Below are 20,794 nucleotides of genomic sequence, written 5' to 3'. Positions count from 1 at the left end.
AGCGGGTCGCTGCATGAGCTGAATAAAAGCAATTTAGCCCACCAATTTTTGCCAGCCTAACAGCCCCCAGGTTAAGCCTGCCATGATCAATGACAGCATAACCGCCGCCGAGCCAATATCTTTAGCACGCCCTGAAAGCTCGTGATGCTCGGTGCCAATACGATCAACAACGTTCTCTATAGCACTATTAAGCAGTTCCACAATCAGCACAAGGCACAGGCTGCCAACCAGCAACAACCAGCTAATGGGCCCTTCTCCAATCCACCAAGCCAGCGGTAGCAACACCGCTGTAATACCCACTTCTTGGCGAAACGCAGCTTCATTTCTAAAAGCGGCTTTTAGCCCTTTCCATGAATAGCGCGTTGAGTGCATTAAATGGGTTAACCCCGTATGTCCTGGCTTCATGCCTGTTGCCTCAGCGGTAAAATTAAGATTAATTAGCCAATATCATCGCATCTAAATCCAGCGAAAGCGGATCTAACACCTCGGGCCAGCTAAGATAAGGCGTACTGCCAGTGCCGTTAACCAGCACACTAAAAACGCCCCAGCGCCCCTGGGCGGTACGGAAATAGCCCGCCGCGGCGCGAACAGCAAACGGCTGATTGAGCGTGCCTGTTTTCAGCATCACGTTATTTTGAAACGTTGGAGAACCACGGCGAATAAAGCGCATGACCCCATTGGCAGGCGACTGGAAAGAGGCGACAAAACTGGGGAACAAAGCGCTCTGGCGGAACATATCCTCCAACATCACATTGACGCCGTGAGCGGAGGTACGGTTATCAGTCGTCAGCCCGCTGCCGCTGTGTAACGTTAACGGACCGTGGCCCGACAAGCTGTTCACATAGGCTTCTATCGCCTCCCCCGCTTGGCGCAGTTGCGCTTGTGGTGTTTCCACCAGGTTCAGCGCCAGCACATCAGCCATGTAATTATTGGAGTAGTTCATTGTACGCAGCAGCAGCTCCTGCAGCGGCTTGCTGTCAACGGCTGCCAAACGCTGTGCACTGCTGGGCGGACGCGTTGAGCTAACCCGCCAGGGGTCACGCACACTGACACCTGCCTGATTTAGCATGCTTAACAATACTTGCGCCGTTTTCTCTGCCGCATCGCCAGCGCCACGATAAACATCACGAGCCGCGGCATTGGTTGAAATTTGCCCGGTAAGACGCAGAACATCACCGCGCTCATCGGTAATCCGCTCTGCGCTGATGTCAGTGCCACTATTAGCCGGGCGCGTGACAACTTGGTTATCAATAGCAATTAACGGCGCCTGGCTATCGCATAACCCCACACGGGCAGGCTCTCCCGCTGCCGCAGCAGGGGCTATATTGGCGCACCAGCTACCAAAGTTGACGCCTGCCGAGGTGAGCGGCGCACTGTAAGCATTAGTGACTCGGGTACGCGCATTACAGCGGTCCGTGGTAATACACTCAACAGGGCCAAAACGCCACTGACTGACCACCAGCGCGCCATCCACTTCGCGCACTCCCGCCAGCTGCAGACGTTGCACTAACCGCCAAAGATCTTCAGTTGTGAGGCCTGGATCGCCCCCACCTTCAAATACCAAATCGCCACGCAATACGCCATTTTCCACACTACCTGTGCTGACAAGTTGGCTGGTAAAGCGATGCTGGGGCCCAAAACGATTGAGTGCCGCAGCAGACATATAGGCTTTGGTGACAGACGCTGGCGACAGCTGACGCTCAGGATTCAGACTACCCAGCAATGCATTACTACCAGTATCCGCATCCAGTAAGCGTGCTTCAGCGCTAATTGAGAAGCCTTTGTCTTCTAACTGACCAAGCTGGCTGAAGTCGGCATACAGTGCAGGGCTTGCGCACATGGCGGCACCTACCACACTGGTCACCAACGCCCGATGCCAGCGGCGTAGGGATGATTTAACCGAATGATTAAACGCTGAGAATATCACCGCAGAATAGCTAACTTCTGAACACTTAATATCTGAAGACCTAATATTTAAAGAGCTAATATCTGAGCACGTCACGCTTACTTTCCTCAATGCACGTTCATTTTTGAAAAGACTTGAAGTATGACTACCCCAGCCACGATCAAACTAATGCCGACAACGGCAGGTAAATCAGGTTTCTCACCGAAAACTACAATGCCAACCAGCGTGACCAACACGATTCCCAGACCTGCCCAGATGGCATAAGCAATACCGACCGGCAATGTCCGCAACACCAAGCTCAACAGATAAAATGCCACACCGTAGCCCACGACGACCATGATGCTTGGAAGCGGTCGTGTGAATCCCATTGACGACTTGAGGGCGCTAGTGGCGACAACCTCGGCAACAATTGCTAGCACTAGATATACAAACGTCATGCCCGCTCCAATTCAATCTTCAACTGCCAAAGCGTTTGGCCGCTTTGATCATACTTTGCTTCAAATGGCGTTAGATAGCTGCCGTTGGGAGCCAACGCGGCAATCGTTGCCTGCTTTCCCGTTACTAGGGCGGTTGCCAGAGCAAACTCTTCAACATACAACTGCCAATTGGAGCGCACTTCTAAATACCCGCCAAGGGCTAGCAGTGTGGGGAAAACAGGATGCCCATGCCAGCGCATTTTTAAATGCGCAGCTTTTGGATAAGGATTGGGGTAAAGCAGAAAATGTCGCTCGGGTGCCCACTTCGCCTGTTCAGCTAGTCGCCAGAAATCGACAAGGTCAGCCCGCACCAACAGTGCATTAGCAGGCAATTCACCATGGTCTCGGCTTAACCGATCTTCGCTTCGATCAACGCCGATCACCGCGTGCGCTGGAAACTGTTCTGCCAAACGGCGTGTCGAAAGCCCTACACCGCAGCCAGCATCGAGGATTAACGGCGCTTGCTGCTTTTGAAGCCACGTATGCGCGTCTTCAAAGGCTTGTTGCGTATGCGCAGCGATTGGCTTTCGCAGTGGGTTTTCCAAGGCACGTGCTACCCGGCGCGCTACATCGTGATGCGGGCCAGGTTGGTTGGAAACCACGGGGCGTGAAGTATGCTGCATGCCATTCCCTGCTTAAAAAAAACGTGATTCTATCAGTCTACTGCGCACGCGGCATGACGCCGTTGCACGCCCGGTGCTATGATCACGTTCGAGAGTATTATTAAGCGCAGATGAGCAGCACTTTTTTGCTATGCCTCTGACAATAGCTGTTACTAAAAACCACCGCACCACGAGGAACCCGGCTTGTCACACTTACCGGTGATTGTCGGCATGGGCGGCATCAATCCCGCCGGCAGAACCTCGGGCCACCAGGCCTTCCGCCGCACCGTGCTTGATGCTCTTCCAGCTGACCAGCAGCGCCAAACACTGGAAGGCTTGGCAGCGCTTATGCGCCTTGCCGAGCATTCCGCTAACGGCTGGCATGATAGCGCCGGCCAGCCCATTGACTCCCCTGCTCAAACCTTGCGCGATCATGTGCTTAACCACACATTGATTCGGCGCAACGAAGATCCACGCTTTCTCGCCCTGGGCTTGCCAGCCAACCGACGGGCAGAAATGACGCTGTCTGAACCGGTGCGGTTTACATTGCGCCGCCGTCAGCTGCCCGAACAGCTGCCTGAAGGATGGCAGGTGGAGGACATCGACGCCAAGGTAGTCGCCGTCACCGTGCCCGCGGGCAACTTTAGTGCTCTGCTGCCTGACGCCTTAGAACCCAAGGTGCGTGCAGCCGCCCAACTGCCGAGTGGCTTCGACCCCGCTAGCCTTTACCGTAGCGTGCATCATCCGCGCGGGCTGTCGATGGCAGTCTTTAGTGCTAGTGACTGCCTAGGTGCCAGCGGGCTCGCTTGGGAAACAATTCGCCAGCGACTCGACCCTGACCATATCGCTGTATATGCGGGCAACTCTATTGGCCAATTAGATGACCAAGGTTGGGGTGGCTTACTAAAGAGCTTGGTGAGTGGCCAACGTGCCACCTCTAAGCAAATGCCGCTGGGTTACGGGCAAATGCCTGCGGACTTCCTCAATGCCTACGTATTAGGCAGCGTGGGAAGTACGGGTGCTGCCTTAGGTGCCTGCGCAAGCTTTTTATACAACCTGCGCCTAGGTATTGATGATATTCGCACAGGGCGTTGCCGGGTCGTTATGGTAGGCACCGCAGATGCGCCGATTACCCCCGAAATCATCGAAGGCTTCCGCGCCATGGGCGCACTGGCCGATGATGCCAGCCTGAAAGCACTGGATTCTTTAGCGCTACTTACCGACGCTGACTACCAGCGCGCTTGTCGCCCGTTTGCACGTAACTGTGGCTTCACCATGGCGGAAGCAAGTCAGTTCGTACTGTTAATGGACGATGCGTTAGCGCTTGAGTTAGGGGCGGATATTCTAGGTTCAGTGCCCGATGTGTTCGTTAATGCCGATGGTTTTAAACGCTCTATCTCTGCACCCGGCATTGGCAACTACATCACCCTGGGCAAGGCAGCCTCGTTGGTAAAAGATATGCTTGGTGAGAAAGCGCTAAAAGAGCGCACTTTCCTGCATGCCCATGGCACCAGCACTCCCAAAAATCGCACGACTGAATCCCATGTTTTTGATGAAATTGCCCGTGCAAATGGCATCGAGAACTGGCCAGTGGTCGCTATTAAAGCGTTTATCGGCCACTCCCAAGGGTCTGCGGCAGGCGATCAGTTGGTAAGCGCTCTGGGCAGCTTTGCCCATGGGTTACTGCCAGGCATTCCCACTTTAGACGCGGTCGCGGACGATGTGTACGCTAAGCAGCTACGTTTTTCCACTACCCCAGTGGCGTTTAGCGCCGATGCTGCCTTTATTAATGCGAAAGGGTTCGGTGGTAATAACGCTACTGGCGTCGTGCTCTCCCCTCAGGTCACCGAACGATTGCTCACTCAACGCCACGGCAGCGCTGCCATCAGCGCTTGGAAAACGCGTCGGGAAGCTGTGCGCGAGAATGCCGCCGCTTATTTAACAGACGCTGATCATGGGCACTATGCGCCTCGTTATCAGTTTGGTGAAGCCGTTCTAGAAGGCCCTGAGCTTGAGATCCACGCCGACCGCATTCATATCCCGGGCTATGATCACGCCGTTTCGCTAACGGCGGACAACCCTTTTGGTCAGCTTGACGAGCAGGAGACACCCGAATGAACGATCAACGTGTGAATGTTGCCGTCTATCCCGGGACCTTTGACCCTATCACCAACGGCCACTTTGATCTTATCGAACGCGGCGCACGGATGTTCGATAAGGTGGTCATTGCCGTCGCGGCGAGCCCTGGCAAGCAGCCTAGCCTTGAGCTAGACACCCGTATCGCGCTGGCCAAAACGGTGTGTGCTTCACTGCCGAACGTAGAGGTCATCGGCTTTTCAACACTTCTGACCACTATGATGCGTGAACAGGGGGCCACCATTATTCTACGTGGCCTGCGGGCTGTCTCGGATTTCGAGTACGAGCTACAGCTGGCCAATATGAATCGGGCGCAAAACCCTGAGCTTGAGAGCGTATTTCTCACCCCAGCGGTGGAAAACTCCTATATTTCGTCGACCATCGTGCGAGAAATCGCCAAACTGGGCGGCGATATTTCACCGCTCGTTCACCCGCAGGTCGCAGAGGCACTGCGTAAGCACTACACTATCTAGCGATCGATATTGTTGAGTAAAACGCTCAGGTATATAACTACCTGGGCGAAAAGCCATTCGTGAGGTACGCCCATGGCCCTGATGATCACCGACGAATGCATTAACTGCGACGTCTGCGAACCTGAATGCCCCAATGACGCCATCTCTCCTGGTGAAGAGATTTACGTTATTGACCCCAATTTATGCACGGAATGTGTCGGCCACTTTGACGAGCCACAGTGCCAGCAAGTGTGTCCAGTGGACTGCATTCCTCTCGACCCAGAGCGTCCCGAAACCCACGAGAAACTCATGGAGAAGTACCGCATCATTACTGCTGCTTAGGCCCACTGAAACGTGCGTATTTGGACTCTTGCCTGGCCAATCATTCTTTCGAATATAACAGTTCCCTTACTAGGGCTGGTCGATACCGCTGTGGTCGGGCACCTGCCCGATTCTCGCTACCTAGCGGCAGTAACCCTCGGAGCGACGCTGTTTAGTTTCCTCTATTGGGGATTTGGCTTTCTACGCATGGGCACCACGGGGTTGGTTGCCCAGGCAATCGGCCGCGAAGCACATAGCGAGGTGCGCAATTTGCTGGGTCAGTCACTCATTATGGCGGCCGTTATCGGCGCGCTACTGATTATCTTTGGCTCACCGCTGATTTCGCTCGGCCTATGGCTGTTAGACGGCAGTGAAGCGGCGACACCACTGGCACGCGAGTATGCCGAAATACGCCTCTGGTCAGCCCCGGCAGTGCTGGCGAACTATGCCATCCTCGGCTGGTTTTTGGGCCAACAAAACGCCCGCGTTACGCTGATGATTTTAGTGCTGACCAATAGCGTCAATATCGTGCTCGATCTTTGGTTTGTCGTAGGGCTAGGAATGACCAGCGGCGGCGTCGCCCTGGCCAGCGTGATTGCCGATTACAGTGCGCTAACCTTTGGCAGCTATTTAGTACTGCACCAGCTTGGCCACTTGGAAGGCTGCTTTCAACGGCAGCGACTTTTGGTAGTGTCAGCCTACTCAGCCCTGTTTAATGTTAACGCCAACCTGTTTGTGCGCACCTTAGGGTTGCTGTTTGCAATGGCCTTTTTTACCGCTCAAGGGGCACGCCAGGGCGACACAGTGTTAGCCGCCAATGCCGTGCTATTGCAATTTATTATGCTCACTAGCTACGCACTTGATGGCTTCGCCCACGCAGCGGAATCGTTGGTAGGCCGCGCGTTTGGACGGCGTGACTGGCAGGAATTTGCAGCGACGGTTCGGGCGACAGCACAATTCTCGTTCTGGACAGCCGCTGTAGCCACCATTGCCTTCGCATTGGGCGGAAATTATCTAGTTGCCATGCTGACAGGGCTGGCAGAGGTGCGTGCCACCGCCGCTAGTTACCTGCCTTGGATGATCGTGATGCCATTGATAGCCGTATGGAGCTATTTATTAGATGGCGTTTTTATCGGCACCACCGCTGTGCGCGAAATGCGCAACAGCATTTTTATCGGTTTAGCGGTTTACCTACCGACTTGGTGGCTATCCCAAGGGCTTGGTAACCATGGCCTGTGGTTAGCCTTTACGCTCTTTATGTTCACACGCTCAGCGGTACTGATCGCCTACTACTACCGCTACCGTCAACGCCACTGGCGCCCTCAGGGCTAAAGCCCATAGTGCTGAAATCCACACTGCTAAACTCATCGTGCCCTCCCACCGTTGAAGCCCACCACGCTTAGCTGTTGCCAACTGGTCTACCGTAATAGTGATTATCTGAGCCAGTACTTGAGAAAGCACTTGATAAAGCACCTAACAATGGATGAAAAATACGGTGTACCGCCGTATATTAGCCACGCATATCTTAATAACGAATAAAGAGAGCACTCATGTTAAAACTCATATCAAAACCGGCAGTTAAGCTGGTCGAGCGCTATTTGCCAGACCCCTATATCTTTGTTCTGCTGCTCACGTTAATTGCCTCCGTGGCTGCCATCGCCGTTGAGCGCCAAACACCGCTTGCCGTGCTGCGCATGTGGGGAGATGGTTTTTGGGGGCTACTCACCTTCTCAATGCAAATGCTGCTGGTACTCGTCACGGGTTTTATGTTGGCAAGCTCACCACCGGTCAAACGCATTCTGCAGAAAATCGCTAGCACTGCGAAAAGCCCTGGTGGCGCGATCATTTTAGTCACGCTCGTTTCGCTCGTGGCTAGTTGGATTAACTGGGGGTTTGGCTTAGTTGTTGGGGCGCTTTTTGCCAAAGAGCTCGCTCGCTTGATACGAGTGGACTATCGGCTTCTGGTTGCCAGTGCTTACTCAGGCTTCGTGGTATGGCATGGTGGGCTTGCTGGTTCAATTCCGTTGACCATTGCGACTGAAGGCCACTTCTCCGCTGATCAAATCGGCGTTATCGGTACCGGCTCAACCATTTTTGCCTTCTTTAACCTTGCGATTGTTATTTGTCTGTTTATCGCCGTACCGCTGGTTAACCGCTTCATGCTGCCGGACGAAAAAGACAGCGTTTACGTGGATCCCAAGCTGCTAAACGATGAACCCGAACAGCAAGGCCGCATTACCCGCCCAGCCGAAAAACTCGAAAACAGCATGCCTCTCGCCCTGCTTGTGGGCGTTCCGGGGCTGCTGTTCCTGCTCGACCATTTTCTACTCCGTAGCGGTGGTTTGAACCTGAACGTGGTCAATTTCCTGTTCCTATTCTTAGCTATTGTGCTGCACCGGACACCGCGCAACCTGCTCAACAGTTTGAACGAAGCCATAAAAGGCGGCGCTGGCATCGTTATTCAGTTCCCCTTCTACGCGGGCATTATGGCCATCATGGTTCAGTCGGGATTGGCTCAGAGCATGTCTGAGTGGTTAGTCTCTTTCGCCACCGCTACGTCGCTGCCATTCTGGTCCTTCCTAAGTGCTGGCATCGTGAACCTGTTCGTGCCTTCCGGCGGTGGCCAATGGGCTGTTCAAGCCCCGGTCATGCTACCTGCCGCAGAAGCGCTGGGTGCTGATCTTCCACGTATTGCCATGGCAGTGGCCTGGGGCGATGCCTGGACCAACCTGCTGCAACCTTTCTGGGCTCTACCGGTACTGGCGATTGCGGGTTTGAAGGCCAAGGACATCATGGGCTTCTGCCTAGTTCAGCTATTGATTACCGGCATTATCATTTCTGTTGGCCTAGTATGGTTCTAGCATTAACGTCGCAATAGCTTTAGAACTCTAGCTACCTACATAGCGCCCGCCCTCTGGGGCGGGCATTTTAATCTCTGAAGGTTTTTATTTATGTCTGACACCCAGGTTGAACATAGCGCCCTGCCCGGCCAGCATGAACTCTCTATGACCGTGTTAATGACACCCGATATGGCTAATTTCAGTGGCAAAGTACATGGTGGTGCTATTCTTAAAAAACTCGATGAGGTGGCCTATGCTTGCGCAAGCCGTTATTCGGGCCACTATGTCGTCACGCTTTCCGTCGATCAGGTGTTGTTTAAACAACCGATTCACGTCGGTGAGCTGGTCACCTTTCTTGCCAGCGTCAATCATGTGGGGCGCTCTTCTATGGAGATCGGCGTTAAGGTAGTGGCCGAAGATATTCGTGAGAAGCTGATTCGTCACACCAACAGCTGTTATCTCACCATGGTGGCAGTAGATTCAGACGGAAAGCCCGCGTTAGTGCCACCGCTAGCGTTGGAAACATCGCTACAGAAGTTGAGATTCGAAAAAGCCGCGCTACGCAAAAAACTGCGCAAGCAGGCAGAGCAGGAAGAGTTGCTAACTCATAAAAACCACCATCAGCAGCACTCTTAACGCCAACCCACACCTTCAGAGCAAGGAGCCCTCATGCCCGCTAGGGAGCGCTACCCACACCTACCTAAAAGCGTTGAGTATGCGCATATCGGCTGGGATTTTTTTATTCTCGCCGCGGTTATCATCAACCTTAGCCTGTTACTGTTTGACTCGTTATTTCTGATTGGGCCGATTAACGACACCATTGCCAGCCTCACACCCGGCTTTCACGCTTTTTACGACACAGTGATCCACAGCCGTTTTATTACCATCGACTTATTTTTCGTGGGTATTTTTATAGCGGATGTACTGCTGGGCTGGACGGTAGCAATTGCCGAGCGACGCTATCACCGCTGGTTTTTCTACCCGTTTGTTAACTGGTACGACGTACTTGGCTGCATCCCCCTTAGCGGGTTCCGCTTATTGCGCGTACTGCGTGTCGTGTCACTCTTAAACCGACTGCACCGGCTGCGCTTGATTGATGTAACCCGCTGGACCAGCTACCGCTTTTTTGCCAAGTATTACGACATCCTGCTAGAAGAGCTTTCCGACCGCATTGCACTGCGCTTACTAGGCAATGTGCAAGAGCAAGTTGTCGCTAGCGATTCACTTACAGAGCGGGTTATTGATCGCGTTATCCTCCCTCGCAAGGCTCAGCTAATTCATGAAATTGCTCAGCGGTTAGAAACAACGGTGGGACAAGCCTATCAACAAAATCGCATCGCTATCATGGCGGCGATTGACGACTTAGTTAGCCGAACACTGCGGGAAAGCCCAGAAATTCAAAAACTACACCGCCTTCCCATGGGTCACACGGCTTCAAACGCTATGCAGGCGTCACTTAGCGGAGTTGCCCAGCGGCTCGTGGATGAACTCGCTCAGGGCATTCACTCAACGGAGTTTCGCCAACTGGTTGAGCGTACAGCTGAAACGGGCTTCAACAGCTGGCTAACCGTGGATGAAACAAGCGCGCATGTCACCGAACAAGTGCTTTACGATATTCTCGAAATGCTCAAAGAGCAGATACGCCATCAAGGATGGAAAGACCGTTATGAGTAGTTTGGTTATCAATATCAGGGCTATGAATAGCCCTGCTATACGGTAATGGTCGCCAACGGTGGCTGAGCTAGGCACTGCTTAATAACGTTCAGCGCCTGGGCTAATGTCTGCCTGTCAGCAGCAGCGCCAATACAAATCCTAATGGCCTGGGGCGCAGGTGTACTTCCCACACAAAAGGGCTCCGCATTTGAAACTTTAACGCCTTGCAGCTGCAAGCGTTCACACAGTTCGATGGCACGACTCCCTTCCGGCAGCGTAAGCCAGACATTGCTGCCGCTGTGACTTCGACCCAGCGTGTAATCGGAAAGCACCTCTGTCACTATTTGCTGTCGCGCGGCCAGCTCCTCGGTTTGCCATGCAAGCAGCGAAGCTGCCTCGGGCTGAGCGATCCAATAACAGGCAATATCAACCATCAGCGGTGGCACCATCCAACTCTGCGCTCTTAACCCAGCGGCTAGGCGTTCAAGCAGTTTATTAGGCGTCCGCAAGACACCGATACGCAGCCCACCCGCTAATACCTTTGCGGTACTGAAGACAAACAGCGTTCGCTCTGGTGCTAACTGATACAGCGGTGTGCCGCGCTGCTCAGCAGGCAAATACTGCACACCATCTTCCAGTAGCCAACTGTCATAGCGCCTGGCAAGTGCCACCAATTGCTCTCGCCGCGCCTCGCTGAGACAAGCCCCGGTAGGGTTATTCTGATCAGGTGTCACATAGATTAACCTGGGTGGCTGGCGGGCGCACTGGGCTTCCAGCGCTTCCATACACATCCCCGATTCATCAAAGGCAATGCCAACCATTTTTAGGTGTGCTTGCTGGGCAGCGCTAATGGCACCTGGATAGGTCAAGGCATCGGTCGCCATCAGTTCACCAGGGCGCAGCAACGTACTCAGCACCAGACTAATGCCATGCTGCCCCCCTTGAGTAACCAGTAGCTCGTCCGCATCCAGCGACATACCTAATTGCGCTAGCCACCCTGCCAACCTCTCGCGGTGGCCTTCGGCTCCCCGCGCATCAAGATAGGAAACTCCCCGCGTTACTGCAGAAGGCGATTCACTCATTGCCTTTAATGCAGCACTGAACGCCTGCAAACGAAGCGGATGAGGCGGCGGCAAACTTAAGCTTAAATCAATGACATCGCTGTCATCATTCTGATGCCATGCCATATCAAAAACGGTTCTTGGTGCAGCTTGTTTGACGAAGGTTCCGCTGCCTACTCGAGCGATTACCCAGCCATGGTGCTCTGCCTCAGCATACCCCCGAGTCACGGTGCCTACGGTTACCCCCAACGCATCCGCTAAGCGCCGCTGAGGTGGTAAACGTTCGCCTGGGGCAAGTTCGCCGGCCGAGATGGCTGCGCCAATGGACTGAGCAATCGCGCGATAGCGTGGCCCAGAAAAACACTCAAGTGAAGGCACCCAAATTGTCATGGTGACAATAAAACCTTTGACGTAGATTTACCCGCCATTATGCTTACAAAAGCGATCAAAAAACAATTTAAACCACAAAATTGTATGGGTACAAAATGAATAACGAATGGCTACTGCTTGGCCCGGCTGCGCTTTATATGATGTCGATGACGCTTACCCCAGGGCCAAACAATATTATGTTGACCGCCTCTGGGGCGAATTTTGGTTTTCGCAGAACCATGCCTCATATGTGGGGCATTTTAGGCGGCTGTTTTCTGCTGTTTTCCGGTATCGCGCTGGGGCTAGGCGTATTGTTTGAACGCTTTCCTATGGTGCAAACGACACTCCGCTGGGTGGGTAGCGCCTATTTGTTGTATTTAGCCTGGAAAATAGCCACTGCACCACCGCCGAATCTCAACGGAACTCAACACGGAGTGCCGTTAACCTTTTTCCAAGCCGCGATGTTTCAATTCGCCAACCCCAAAGCGTGGGTAATGGGGCTGGCGTTGATGGCTGGGTTTCTGCCCGAAAATGGCCAACCCGTGGTCAACGCACTGGTGTTAGCAGGCTTTGCGGAGTTGGTCGCGCTGCCGTGCATTGCCCTGTGGGCAGCGTTTGGCAGCGCGATTGGACAGTGGATCAAAAGTGACCAAGCATGGCGGGCATTTAATATCACTATGGGACTATTAACGGCCGCCTGCGTCGTACTGATTTTACGCTAGCCGCAGCGCAGCGCTTCAATCGTGTCATTAGTTTCAAGAAGAATATTTAAGCGGTCTTCTCGGTAGTCCATGGTGGCAGCGCCGTTAGGCCTGAGTATCCTAACCTGCTTGGCACCACTCTCACTTTGTAGCGCGGGTACATTGACTTCATCAAAAGGCGTGCCAATGGCGTACTGAACCGCCTCAGCATCGCATGTGGTGCGCATTTCGGCAGAAGGCTGACCAACAGCTGGAGGCTCTGGAGCAGAGACATTATCGGGTGAGCCTGCGCATGCCACCAATAACACCGAGACTGGTAATACCGATGCGAGTAATACCGTGAGGCTGGCCAATTTTTTCTTCGCACAGCGTGTTGGGTGATTCATTATGGCGCTTCCTTGTGTTGGCAAATAACTACCCTGAATGCAAAACGGGCTAGACAACTATGCCTAACCCGCTCATTCACGCCAAGAAGCAGTGGAAATAAAGCGTATTAACTCGCCGCATCCTGAACTGCTTGGCCACCTTCTTGAACGTCTTTTCCTGCACCTGCAATGGTATTGCAGCCCGTTAGAGCGCCCGCCGTCATCAACAGAATAAAGCTAATACTTAATAGTTTTTTCATCTGCGTTCTCCTTAACAAATCATTCAACATCGGGAAGCTCCGACGGCAGCCTTGCCGTATGGGAGTGCTTTCAGAGTAACAGATTTTAACAATTTCGCCTGTTTTGACCTCTCCTTCCCAAGTCCTTGGAAAGCTCTTGGAAAGCTCTTGGAAAGCCCATGGAAAGACCTTGGATAAGGAGCAAGGTGTATCCGCAGCTGCTATGATAATTTTCATTATGTAAAGGAGTACTTACTTGAAAACATTTGAACTTGACCCACGGCTAGAAGCGGATACCTTACCACTCGCCGACCTTCCTCTGTGCCGTGCGCTGCTAATGAACGATGCACGCTACCCTTGGGTAGTTCTGGTACCCAGGCGTGGCTCGGTCAGCGAAGTGTTTGAACTAAGTCAGGATGAGCAAGCCCAGCTGTGGCGTGAAACGATCGCGCTAGGAACGGCGATGAAGGAGATATTTCACGGTGACAAGCTCAATATTGCCACCTTAGGTAATGTGGTCAGCCAGCTGCATATTCATTTGGTGGTGCGCTATACAGATGATGCCAGTTGGCCAGCGCCGGTATGGGGAAATGGTAGCCCAGAGCCTTATGAGCTACCCCTTCAGGGCAGTCGCCGCGAACAGTTGCTGGCCCAAATTGAAGGATTACAGCTTTAACTTAATTCCCCAGCAAAGAGCCCTGTCTGGATGGTGGCTCACTCAGTAATGGACCACTGGTAGGCTGGGCGGCGCCAGCCATAGAAAGCGATACGCCTAGTGCAACAATGAGAGCACCGCCGGCAAGCGCTGCCCAACCAGCCGCTTTCTCGACCACCTGTCGGCTGCTCTGTTGCTGCAACCGCTTAGCCGCCCAGCCCCGAGCCACAATGCTTGCCAGCGCCAGCACAGAAACAGTAATACCGGTACCAAGCGACATGGCAAGCACCGAAGCGACACCGACGTAAAACTGTCCAAGCAGGCTAGCAGCCCCCAGCATAAGCACTGCCCCAGTGCACGGACGCATTCCAATCGCTCCAACTGTCATCAGCGCTGTGCGCCAGTCGAGCGCTTGTTGAGGCTCGATATGATGAGCCCCACCGCAGCAGTGGGAATGATCATGGCTGTGATTGTGGCTGTGATTGTGGCTGTGATTGTGGCTGTGGCTGTGGCTGTGGCTGTGGCCAGCAGCATCACTAGCGCGGACTGAGTAAGCGTGACGCAATTGTTTTATCGCCCGCCAGCATAACCAACCACCTAACAGTGCCACTAATATAAAGCTGGCTTGCTCTACCCAAACCACGCTGCCCATCGCCTGACGGGTCACCCAGCCTAGCCCATGTACGAGCACTGCCACCATGGCAATCGCCGTTCCCCCCTGCAGCAGAGCTGCCGCAAAAGAGAGCCCCAAGGCGCGACGGGTGGCCCCACCGTGAGACGCTAAATACGTCGCTAATACCGCTTTGCCATGCCCAGGCCCCGCGGCATGAAAAACGCCATAAGCAAAACTTACCCCTAGCAGCGTTAGCCAAGTGTTGCTAGAAGGCGTACGAGAGAGTTCGGTAATAGCAAGCGTCAGGGTGCGATGTAAATCTCGCTGCCAAGCCAGCAATTGAAGGCTTACCCCCTGCAAATTAGCCTGTACGATGAAGACCAACAGCAGCGCCCCCGACACGGTAAGCGCTCCCCATAACAGTTGTTGCCGCGTTAAAGGCATTGCCCCTCCGCCGGAAAGTTATAAAGTAACACTTTATACACGACCTTCCAGGTTTTCCGCTAGTCGCATTCAATCCGCCCCGTTTCTGCAAAATGGCGGCCCAATCCTGACTCTCCCGTTTCATCCACATCTAACAGCGCTGCTTGCATAACGAGCTCGGGATCAGGGTCAGCAGGTAGCACGCTTAAACGGCAGTCGGGCTCACCATAGAGAATCAGCGCCTGCTCAGAGGGTGCCCCGTCCTCTTCTTCGTGCACCACTTCGATATAGTAGGTTGGGTCAAAGACCTGATACTCCAGTATTCGCCCGGCCAATGGCTGAGGCGTTGCTAACGGCAGAACAAACATAAAGGTTAAGCGACCATTGCGCTCCAACGCCGTGTATTCAGACACTTCACCCAGCGCTTGCGGTTCGCCATTCACACGAACCTCCGTAAAGTAGTGCTGCTGCGACAGGTTATCGCGGATGTCGCTGCCTAGCTGGTCAAGTCCCTCTTGCAAGTTGCTGCCTTGAACCTGCTGTAACTCTTCGAACACCACCAAACTGTAAAAGGGGTCCATTCGCCATGTTTGATGAAGCCCTGTTGCGACCCCCTCATCGTTTGTTATCACCCTCACGCTGAGATCAATCCATCCATGGGGGTGGGCCAACACAAGGCTACTGTTTAGCGTGCTACAAACGCCTATTGCCAGCACTACCCAGTAACTGCGGAGTTTATTCAGTGAGTTACCTAGCAGGGGGAATACGCCTGTCACGGCAACTCTCCTAATTTATGTTGCAGCTCAACCAGCCAGGGATCTAATACATACGGTGGCAGCGGCTGATTCCCACGCAACGCCGACAGGCTGACACGGCTGCCACCAGGCACCTCACTTACCTGCAGTTGCAAGCGATACTCTGGCCAACGGGCTAACGTTGCATCTGCGCGCCCTAGCGCTAAATCAGCGTGCCGAACGACATAGCCTTGCTCCATCATTAACTCAATGGCTTCGCGGAACGTTTGCTCTGGGGAAGCGTTGTAACGTAGTTCTCGCGGCTCTAGTGGCTGCGTAGAGGCACAGCCTGCCAGCATAATGATCATGAGAACTGCGGTGGCCGTTAAAAAGTGCTTACGTAGTGATTTCATAACGCCCTCGGGGTAGCTACCGTTTGCTCAAACGCAGTTTGGAAACGTTGACAAAAATCATCATTGCTAGCGCTGTAAGATTCACGCAGATCCCCTAAGTGGTCAAAGCGCCGAATATCTCGGGAAAGCCGAATATGACCATCGCGTGCCAGTAGCGACACCCGCTCTATTTCAACAGGTTGATGGCGGAAACCGCCTCCAAATCCACTACCAATCCCCAGACCAATGCTGGAACCACCACGCCCCAAACCAAAGCCACCAAATACCCGCATGTTTCGCCCATACCCAAAGTCGTTATCATAAGGGTCGTAGTAGCCAATCAAATCTCGCTGTCGACTAGCGGTCACCAAACCTAAATCGGTGTCGGTCGCTTCAAGCTCAAACCCCCATGCTTCCAATACGTCAATACTTTGCGTCACCACCTCCAATGGCGATGCCGTTTGGCCAGACGGCCCAGAGGGAAAGTAGCAGGCTGCAGAAGGCGCTGGCTCTGCTTGAGGAAGACGCTCTGGCACTGCTTGGCAGCCTGTCAGTATCAATAAGCACGTCATGCTAATCGGTAGTATTGCCTTCATGGGTGATCCTCTCGCCTCAGATGCGGCTGGTGTGTCATCGAACGCCGCGCTAAGCTCGCCAGCAGCCATTCATTAAGATAAATGATAAAAAACCACGATAAACAATTATGACAACGCGTTAGGGAGGTTGTGCGATGAATGTTCTGCTTTGCCCCGATAGTTTTAAAGATGCGCTTAGCGCTGAACAAGCAGCAAGCGCCATGGCCGATGGTATTCAGCGGGCTGCGCCAACCGCCACGATCCACCTTTGTCCGCTTGCTGACGGCGGCGAAGGCAGCTTGGATGCGCTGATTGCCGCCACCCATGCCGAGCGACGTCAACTTACGGTACAAGATGCCTTGGGGCGGCCGCGTCAAGCATCCTGGGGCTGGCTTAGCGAGCAGCGTACCGCGTTTATCGAACTAGCAGAAGCCAGTGGGCTGCAGCATCTATCCCCTCAACAACGTAATGCCCTACATACCACCACTTACGGCGTCGGGGAGTTATTTCATGCGGCGCTTGATGCTGGTGCCACGAAGGCGCTGCTTTTTTTAGGTGGCAGTGCCACCAACGACGCAGGCGCAGGCATGCTCCAAGCACTGGGAGCCAAGTTATTAGATAAGCACGGTAACTCGCTCCCCCCCGGTGGCGCAGCACTCCAGCAGCTTGCAACGCTAGACCTTTCCACGCTAGACCCTCGTTTAAACAGCTTAGAAGTTGAAGCCGCCGTGGATGTAGATAACCCGCTACTAGGATCACGTGGGGCGAGCGCTGTTTTTGGTCCACAAAAAGGCGCATCACCTGACGATATTGCCACGCTTGATCGCGCTATTGGCCACTTTGCCGAGCTAAGCGCCCAGGTGCTGGGTCGCGATGAAAAAGAATTAGCCGGCGCGGGGGCTGCGGGTGGTATGGGGTTTGCCGCTCGCAGCTTTCTGAACGCCACCCTCACGCCCGGCATTGAGATAATGATGCAGCAGGCCAAGCTACCCAGCCTGCTTCCTGATATTGACGTAGTGATTACCGGAGAAGGTCGCCTAGATGGCCAAAGCCTTTCGGGTAAAACGCCTATTGGCGTTTCCCGTACCGCCAAACGCCACGGCAAGCCGGTCATCGTACTGGCCGGTAGCCTGGGTGAAGGGTGGCAGGCCTGCCTAGAAGAAGGCGTTACCGCTGCGTTTGCCCTTGCCGACGGCCCGATGACACTTGAAGATGCTTTACCACGCACCGCAGAGCTACTCGCTGACCGCTGTGAGAGCATTGCAAGGCTTTGGCTCGCTCGATAAACGGGTCAGCCAGCCAACGCGTGAAAAATATGCCCCTTGAAAAACACCCTAGGCGCCTACATCTCTTTTATTAGGCATACATTCGACGGTATATCAGACCTGTACTATGTTGCGTAAGCGATGAGTCAGCCGTCGCCAGCTCACCGCCAAGGTAATGGTATGACGCTATTGCCGCGATGCAAAAAACTTGTTTTGCAACGCTTGCTAAGCGTCTTAAGCTAAATCGAACGATTTGATGACCGTACTGTTTTCAGAGCGGTTGCAACCATGGAGGAGCACTACATGAGTGATACAAATAGCATTGGCTTACACGAAGGCAGCGCAAGCCAACTCGCCGAGAAACTTAATCACCTGCTGGCCAATTATCAGATTTTCTATATGAACGTTCGTGGCTACCACTGGAACGTTCGAGGTAGCGACTTCTTTGAGCTACACGCAAAATTTGAAGAGTTTTATACCGACTTACTTACCAAAGTAGATGAAGTGGCAGAGCGTATTTTGACGTTAGGCCACAAGCCTATTCATGCGTATAGCGACTATGTGAAGATTTCGCGCATTGAAGAAGATAAAGACGTTCATGATGGTCAAACCTGCGTGAAAGGCGTACTCACAGGTTATCAAACACTGATTGAATTACAGCGGGAATTGCTGGCAATTGCGTCGGACGCTGACGATGAAGGTACCGCAGCACAAGCCGGCGACTATATTCGCGAGCAGGAAAAAACCGTATGGATGCTCAACGCTTACCTGAGCAAATAATACGAGGCTTACCTCGCTGACGGGAGGGAGGCACTATCGAAAACGGCACCAATTAACGGTAATACCAGTCAGTTAAGGCTGACTGGCATTGTTTAATAAGTGCCTGACGATGACTCGACCCCAGCCCTCCGAGTCGCCCTCGTCATTCCCGCAGACCCTACCACTTCGTCATTCCCGCATGCCCTTAGCGGGAATCCATGTTGACCTGGGATTTCGGGCTGCTGCAGGCTAAGGTCAAGGTGGATTCCCGATAACCCCACTCGGGAATGACGGTGCGGTGGCTCGGGAATGACACTTTCCATTCTGTCATTCCCGCATGCCCCGCCACTTCGTCATTCCCGCATGCCCTTAGCGGGAATCCATGTTGACCTGGGATTTCGGGCTGCTGCAGGCCAAGGTCAAGGTGGATTCCCGATAACCCCACTCGGGAATGACGGTGCGGCGACTCGGGAATGACACTTTCCGTTCTGTCATTCCCGCAGGTCCTGCCACCTCGTCATTCCCGCATGCCCTTAGCGGGAATCCATGTTGACCTGGGATTTCGGGCTGCTGCAGGCCAAGGTCAAGGTGGATTCCCGATAACCCCACTCGGGAATGACGGTGCAGTGACTCGGGAATGACGTGCGATGCACGCCTTGGGAGGTGGCCGCTTTGCTATATGGGGCTAGGGGAGTAAATGCCAGTCAGCCTTAACTGACTGGCATTACACCAATTAACGGTGCCGTTTTTTATGGCGATTTGTCTAACGAGAGTTCGCCAAGGTTTCAATGAAATCGCGTAGCATCTCCCAGAACTCCGCCACCGAGGCAATTTCCACTCGCTCGGCTGGCGAATGCGCACCGCGAATCAGCGGACCAAACGAAATCATGTCTAACTGTGGGTATTTACTTCCCAGGATGCCGCATTCAAGGCCGGCATGAATCACCTTGACCTCGGGTTCACGGCCCATTAATGCAGCATGCCGAGCGTTAAAGGTAGCAAGCAAGGGGCTTTGTGGATTAGGCACCCAGCCTGGATAGCCATTTTCCACTTTCACTCTGGCGCCCATCAGGCCAAATAGCGCCTGAAAACGTCCCGCCATCGCGTCAGTGGCACTATCATGCAGTGAACGCACCAGTGCACAAAGATGGAAACGTCCGTTTTCGACGTTTAATACACCTAAATTGTTCGAAGTTTCCACTACCCCCGGTACATCAGCACTCATGCGTTCGACCCCACAGGGGGCCGCATGCAGCGCAGCCAGCAGCATCGCACTGGCGTCCCGCGTTAGTGGTTCAGCGTCAGCCAGCTCCACGCGCTCAGCAGTAAGCGTCATATTGCTATCGCCACTGCCCAATTCAGCTTTTAGCGTACCAGCAAGCGTTTTCACCATCGCCAGCGCGGCGTCCAGCTCATCAGCAGGCAGAGCAATTTGCGCAAACGCTTCGCGAGGGATGGCATTACGCAGTGTGCCGCCATGGTAATTAACCAGTCGCGCACCAAAGGATTCCAATGCCCACAGCACGCGGACTAGCAGACGGTTCGCATTGCCCAGGGGTTTATCAATATCCATCCCCGAGTGGCCGCCTTTTAGCCCCGTCAGCGCCAGCGAAATCACCTGCTCATGGTCTTGCATCGCCGTGCTGGGGAGCTGCGCATTCACTACGACATCAGCGCCTCCCGCGCAGCCGATATAAACTTGGCCACGATCTTCACTGTCTAAATTGAGCAGCAATGCCCCTTCCAGCCAATTTTCAGCAAGATTGAGCGCGCCCCCCATAGAGGTCTCTTCCTCTAGCGTAAACAGTGCTTCTAACGGGCCATGCGTAAGCGCAGGGTCTTCCAATACGGCCAGAATAGCGGCGACACCAAGGCCATTATCAGCACCCAATGTGGTGCCATCAGCGAATAGCCAACCGTCTTTTTCATACGTCTGAATAGGATCGCGGGTAAAATCGTGGTCATGGCCTGCGTTAGCTTGCGCCACCATATCTAGATGGCCCTGCAGCACGATGCCTGGCGCGCTTTCACAGCCGGGCGTGGCTGGCTTACAAATGCGCAAGTTGCCAAACTCATCACGGTCGTGGGGTAGCCCCTGGGAATCGGCCCAGGCCTCCAACGTCGCCACCAGCGCGGCCTCATGACCAGAGGGACGCGGCGTATTACATAGTGTGCGAAAGTGCTGCCACACTAAACGTGGCTCGAGGGCTTCTAGATGTGCGTTCATGGAAACTCTTCATTATCGATAACCAGTTTA

At 53.8% G+C, this 20,794-nt stretch carries 24 protein-coding genes; 11 read left to right on the top strand and 13 right to left on the bottom strand.

All coding sequences use genetic code 11. The features are described 5' to 3' along the window. Nucleotides 1-33: 33 nt before the first annotated feature. The 4 genes from INT19_RS19085 to INT19_RS19070 all read right to left on the bottom strand — a co-directional run bounded on the left by INT19_RS19085 (nucleotide 34) and on the right by INT19_RS19070 (nucleotide 3,005). Complete coding sequence (locus INT19_RS19085; RefSeq protein WP_038478183.1) at nucleotides 34-405, bottom strand: diacylglycerol kinase; 372 nt, start codon at nucleotides 403-405, stop codon at nucleotides 34-36. A 28-nt stretch (nucleotides 406-433) separates the two neighbouring features. After that, a complete protein-coding gene (gene dacB / locus INT19_RS19080) occupies nucleotides 434-1,840 on the bottom strand; it encodes a D-alanyl-D-alanine carboxypeptidase/D-alanyl-D-alanine endopeptidase (protein WP_226912532.1) in 1,407 nt (468 codons plus the stop codon). A 173-nt stretch (nucleotides 1,841-2,013) separates the two neighbouring features. Continuing rightward, nucleotides 2,014-2,343: a DMT family transporter gene (locus INT19_RS19075; protein WP_089039812.1), complete on the bottom strand. Its 330-nt coding sequence runs from the start codon at nucleotides 2,341-2,343 to the stop codon at nucleotides 2,014-2,016. Next, nucleotides 2,340-3,005 (bottom strand): methyltransferase domain-containing protein, encoded by a 666-nt coding sequence (locus INT19_RS19070; protein ID WP_089039813.1) that lies wholly within the window; start codon nucleotides 3,003-3,005, stop codon nucleotides 2,340-2,342. Before INT19_RS19070 ends, INT19_RS19075 begins: the two co-directional genes overlap by 4 nt. A 210-nt stretch (nucleotides 3,006-3,215) precedes the next feature. On the opposite strand from INT19_RS19070, the gene INT19_RS19065 reads away from it, so the two are divergent. The 7 genes from INT19_RS19065 (at nucleotide 3,216) to INT19_RS19035 (ending at nucleotide 10,407) form a co-directional block, all read left to right on the top strand. Beyond that, nucleotides 3,216-5,102 (top strand): beta-ketoacyl synthase, encoded by a 1,887-nt coding sequence (locus tag INT19_RS19065; protein WP_193061917.1) that lies wholly within the window; start codon nucleotides 3,216-3,218, stop codon nucleotides 5,100-5,102. Further along, nucleotides 5,099-5,593 carry a pantetheine-phosphate adenylyltransferase gene (coaD, locus tag INT19_RS19060; RefSeq protein ID WP_193061887.1) on the top strand — a complete coding sequence of 165 codons (495 nt, stop codon included), beginning with the start codon at nucleotides 5,099-5,101 and terminating at the stop codon, nucleotides 5,591-5,593. Before INT19_RS19065 ends, coaD begins: the two co-directional genes overlap by 4 nt. A 72-nt stretch (nucleotides 5,594-5,665) precedes the next feature. Continuing rightward, nucleotides 5,666-5,914, top strand: a complete 249-nt coding sequence (locus INT19_RS19055) for a YfhL family 4Fe-4S dicluster ferredoxin (RefSeq protein WP_038478199.1) — start codon at nucleotides 5,666-5,668, stop codon at nucleotides 5,912-5,914. A 12-nt stretch (nucleotides 5,915-5,926) separates the two neighbouring features. Continuing rightward, nucleotides 5,927-7,225 carry an MATE family efflux transporter gene (locus INT19_RS19050; protein WP_193061886.1) on the top strand — a complete coding sequence of 433 codons (1,299 nt, stop codon included), beginning with the start codon at nucleotides 5,927-5,929 and terminating at the stop codon, nucleotides 7,223-7,225. Between the two features lie 218 nt (nucleotides 7,226-7,443). Beyond that, nucleotides 7,444-8,754: a short-chain fatty acid transporter gene (locus tag INT19_RS19045; protein ID WP_193061885.1), complete on the top strand. Its 1,311-nt coding sequence runs from the start codon at nucleotides 7,444-7,446 to the stop codon at nucleotides 8,752-8,754. A 90-nt stretch (nucleotides 8,755-8,844) separates the two neighbouring features. Then, complete coding sequence (locus tag INT19_RS19040) at nucleotides 8,845-9,369, top strand: acyl-CoA thioesterase (RefSeq protein WP_089039817.1); 525 nt, start codon at nucleotides 8,845-8,847, stop codon at nucleotides 9,367-9,369. 33 nt (nucleotides 9,370-9,402) lie between these two features. Then, nucleotides 9,403-10,407, top strand: a complete 1,005-nt coding sequence (locus INT19_RS19035) for an ion transporter (RefSeq protein WP_193061884.1) — start codon at nucleotides 9,403-9,405, stop codon at nucleotides 10,405-10,407. Nucleotides 10,408-10,442: 35 nt separating this feature from the next. Here INT19_RS19035 and INT19_RS19030 read toward each other — a convergent pair whose 3' ends face one another. Further along, nucleotides 10,443-11,837, bottom strand: a complete 1,395-nt coding sequence (locus INT19_RS19030; RefSeq protein ID WP_193061883.1) for an aminotransferase-like domain-containing protein — start codon at nucleotides 11,835-11,837, stop codon at nucleotides 10,443-10,445. A 95-nt stretch (nucleotides 11,838-11,932) separates the two neighbouring features. Here INT19_RS19030 and INT19_RS19025 point away from each other — a divergent pair, with 95 nt between their 5' ends. Beyond that, complete coding sequence (locus tag INT19_RS19025) at nucleotides 11,933-12,538, top strand: LysE family translocator (RefSeq protein ID WP_146944814.1); 606 nt, start codon at nucleotides 11,933-11,935, stop codon at nucleotides 12,536-12,538. On the opposite strand, the gene INT19_RS19020 is transcribed toward INT19_RS19025, so the two are convergent. Both INT19_RS19020 and INT19_RS19015 read right to left on the bottom strand, forming a co-directional pair. Further along, nucleotides 12,535-12,903, bottom strand: a complete 369-nt coding sequence (locus INT19_RS19020; RefSeq protein WP_193061882.1) for an I78 family peptidase inhibitor — start codon at nucleotides 12,901-12,903, stop codon at nucleotides 12,535-12,537. The two genes, INT19_RS19025 and INT19_RS19020, sit on opposite strands and share 4 nt — an antisense overlap. Nucleotides 12,904-13,010: 107 nt before the next feature. Next, complete coding sequence (locus tag INT19_RS19015) at nucleotides 13,011-13,142, bottom strand: entericidin A/B family lipoprotein (protein ID WP_125751484.1); 132 nt, start codon at nucleotides 13,140-13,142, stop codon at nucleotides 13,011-13,013. Nucleotides 13,143-13,377: 235 nt separating this feature from the next. Between INT19_RS19015 and INT19_RS19010 the strand changes: the two genes are divergently transcribed. Next, nucleotides 13,378-13,797, top strand: coding sequence for an HIT domain-containing protein (locus INT19_RS19010; RefSeq protein ID WP_193061881.1), 420 nt, complete (start codon nucleotides 13,378-13,380; stop codon nucleotides 13,795-13,797). 1 nt (nucleotide 13,798) lies between these two features. Here INT19_RS19010 and INT19_RS19005 read toward each other — a convergent pair whose 3' ends face one another. From INT19_RS19005 to INT19_RS18990, 4 genes are read right to left on the bottom strand one after another with little or no spacing between them, the layout of a single operon-like run. Then, nucleotides 13,799-14,833 (bottom strand): nickel/cobalt transporter, encoded by a 1,035-nt coding sequence (locus tag INT19_RS19005; protein ID WP_193061880.1) that lies wholly within the window; start codon nucleotides 14,831-14,833, stop codon nucleotides 13,799-13,801. Nucleotides 14,834-14,892: 59 nt separating this feature from the next. Next, nucleotides 14,893-15,588, bottom strand: a complete 696-nt coding sequence (locus INT19_RS19000) for a DUF1007 family protein (RefSeq protein WP_442311456.1) — start codon at nucleotides 15,586-15,588, stop codon at nucleotides 14,893-14,895. After that, nucleotides 15,585-15,959: a hypothetical protein gene (locus INT19_RS18995; RefSeq protein WP_193061879.1), complete on the bottom strand. Its 375-nt coding sequence runs from the start codon at nucleotides 15,957-15,959 to the stop codon at nucleotides 15,585-15,587. The genes INT19_RS19000 and INT19_RS18995 overlap by 4 nt, the downstream gene beginning before the upstream one ends. Further along, nucleotides 15,956-16,534, bottom strand: coding sequence for a hypothetical protein (locus INT19_RS18990; protein ID WP_193061878.1), 579 nt, complete (start codon nucleotides 16,532-16,534; stop codon nucleotides 15,956-15,958). Before INT19_RS18990 ends, INT19_RS18995 begins: the two co-directional genes overlap by 4 nt. Before the next feature lie 134 nt (nucleotides 16,535-16,668). Between INT19_RS18990 and INT19_RS18985 the strand changes: the two genes are divergently transcribed. Next, the gene (locus INT19_RS18985; RefSeq protein ID WP_193061877.1) at nucleotides 16,669-17,799 is read left to right on the top strand and encodes a glycerate kinase; all 1,131 of its coding nucleotides are present in this window, start codon (nucleotides 16,669-16,671) and stop codon (nucleotides 17,797-17,799) included. 282 nt (nucleotides 17,800-18,081) lie between these two features. Next, a complete protein-coding gene (locus INT19_RS18980; RefSeq protein ID WP_009724882.1) occupies nucleotides 18,082-18,558 on the top strand; it encodes a Dps family protein in 477 nt (158 codons plus the stop codon). 348 nt (nucleotides 18,559-18,906) lie between these two features. On the opposite strand, the gene INT19_RS19710 is transcribed toward INT19_RS18980, so the two are convergent. After that, the gene (locus INT19_RS19710) at nucleotides 18,907-19,032 is read right to left on the bottom strand and encodes a hypothetical protein (protein WP_264299066.1); all 126 of its coding nucleotides are present in this window, start codon (nucleotides 19,030-19,032) and stop codon (nucleotides 18,907-18,909) included. Nucleotides 19,033-19,300: 268 nt separating this feature from the next. After that, nucleotides 19,301-20,764 carry an aminoacyl-histidine dipeptidase gene (locus INT19_RS18975; protein WP_193061876.1) on the bottom strand — a complete coding sequence of 488 codons (1,464 nt, stop codon included), beginning with the start codon at nucleotides 20,762-20,764 and terminating at the stop codon, nucleotides 19,301-19,303. Between the last annotated feature and the right edge of the window lie 30 nt (nucleotides 20,765-20,794).

The sequence above is a fragment of the Halomonas sp. 3A7M genome (assembly GCF_014897875.1).
In the GTDB taxonomy this organism is placed as follows: domain Bacteria; phylum Pseudomonadota; class Gammaproteobacteria; order Pseudomonadales; family Halomonadaceae; genus Vreelandella.
This window is presented reverse-complemented; position numbering and strand designations above follow the sequence as displayed.

Coding starts and splice junctions, on each gene's coding strand:
- INT19_RS18980 (WP_009724882.1), top strand. CDS start 18,082: ATGAGTGATACAAATAGCATTGGCTTACACGAAGGCAGCGCAAGCCAA.
- INT19_RS18985 (WP_193061877.1), top strand. CDS start 16,669: ATGAATGTTCTGCTTTGCCCCGATAGTTTTAAAGATGCGCTTAGCGCT.
- coaD (WP_193061887.1), top strand. CDS start 5,099: ATGAACGATCAACGTGTGAATGTTGCCGTCTATCCCGGGACCTTTGAC.
- dacB (WP_226912532.1), bottom strand. CDS start 1,840: ATGTGCGCAAGCCCTGCACTGTATGCCGACTTCAGCCAGCTTGGTCAG.
- INT19_RS18995 (WP_193061879.1), bottom strand. CDS start 15,959: ATGAAATCACTACGTAAGCACTTTTTAACGGCCACCGCAGTTCTCATG.
- INT19_RS18990 (WP_193061878.1), bottom strand. CDS start 16,534: ATGAAGGCAATACTACCGATTAGCATGACGTGCTTATTGATACTGACA.
- INT19_RS19030 (WP_193061883.1), bottom strand. CDS start 11,837: ATGACAATTTGGGTGCCTTCACTTGAGTGTTTTTCTGGGCCACGCTAT.
- INT19_RS19085 (WP_038478183.1), bottom strand. CDS start 405: ATGAAGCCAGGACATACGGGGTTAACCCATTTAATGCACTCAACGCGC.
- INT19_RS19045 (WP_193061885.1), top strand. CDS start 7,444: ATGTTAAAACTCATATCAAAACCGGCAGTTAAGCTGGTCGAGCGCTAT.
- INT19_RS19710 (WP_264299066.1), bottom strand. CDS start 19,032: ATGACAGAACGGAAAGTGTCATTCCCGAGTCGCCGCACCGTCATTCCC.
- INT19_RS19035 (WP_193061884.1), top strand. CDS start 9,403: ATGCCCGCTAGGGAGCGCTACCCACACCTACCTAAAAGCGTTGAGTAT.
- INT19_RS19075 (WP_089039812.1), bottom strand. CDS start 2,343: ATGACGTTTGTATATCTAGTGCTAGCAATTGTTGCCGAGGTTGTCGCC.
- INT19_RS19015 (WP_125751484.1), bottom strand. CDS start 13,142: ATGAAAAAACTATTAAGTATTAGCTTTATTCTGTTGATGACGGCGGGC.
- INT19_RS19005 (WP_193061880.1), bottom strand. CDS start 14,833: ATGCCTTTAACGCGGCAACAACTGTTATGGGGAGCGCTTACCGTGTCG.
- INT19_RS19040 (WP_089039817.1), top strand. CDS start 8,845: ATGTCTGACACCCAGGTTGAACATAGCGCCCTGCCCGGCCAGCATGAA.
- INT19_RS19070 (WP_089039813.1), bottom strand. CDS start 3,005: ATGCAGCATACTTCACGCCCCGTGGTTTCCAACCAACCTGGCCCGCAT.
- INT19_RS19055 (WP_038478199.1), top strand. CDS start 5,666: ATGGCCCTGATGATCACCGACGAATGCATTAACTGCGACGTCTGCGAA.
- INT19_RS19025 (WP_146944814.1), top strand. CDS start 11,933: ATGAATAACGAATGGCTACTGCTTGGCCCGGCTGCGCTTTATATGATG.
- INT19_RS19065 (WP_193061917.1), top strand. CDS start 3,216: ATGGGCGGCATCAATCCCGCCGGCAGAACCTCGGGCCACCAGGCCTTC.
- INT19_RS19020 (WP_193061882.1), bottom strand. CDS start 12,903: ATGAATCACCCAACACGCTGTGCGAAGAAAAAATTGGCCAGCCTCACG.
- INT19_RS18975 (WP_193061876.1), bottom strand. CDS start 20,764: ATGAACGCACATCTAGAAGCCCTCGAGCCACGTTTAGTGTGGCAGCAC.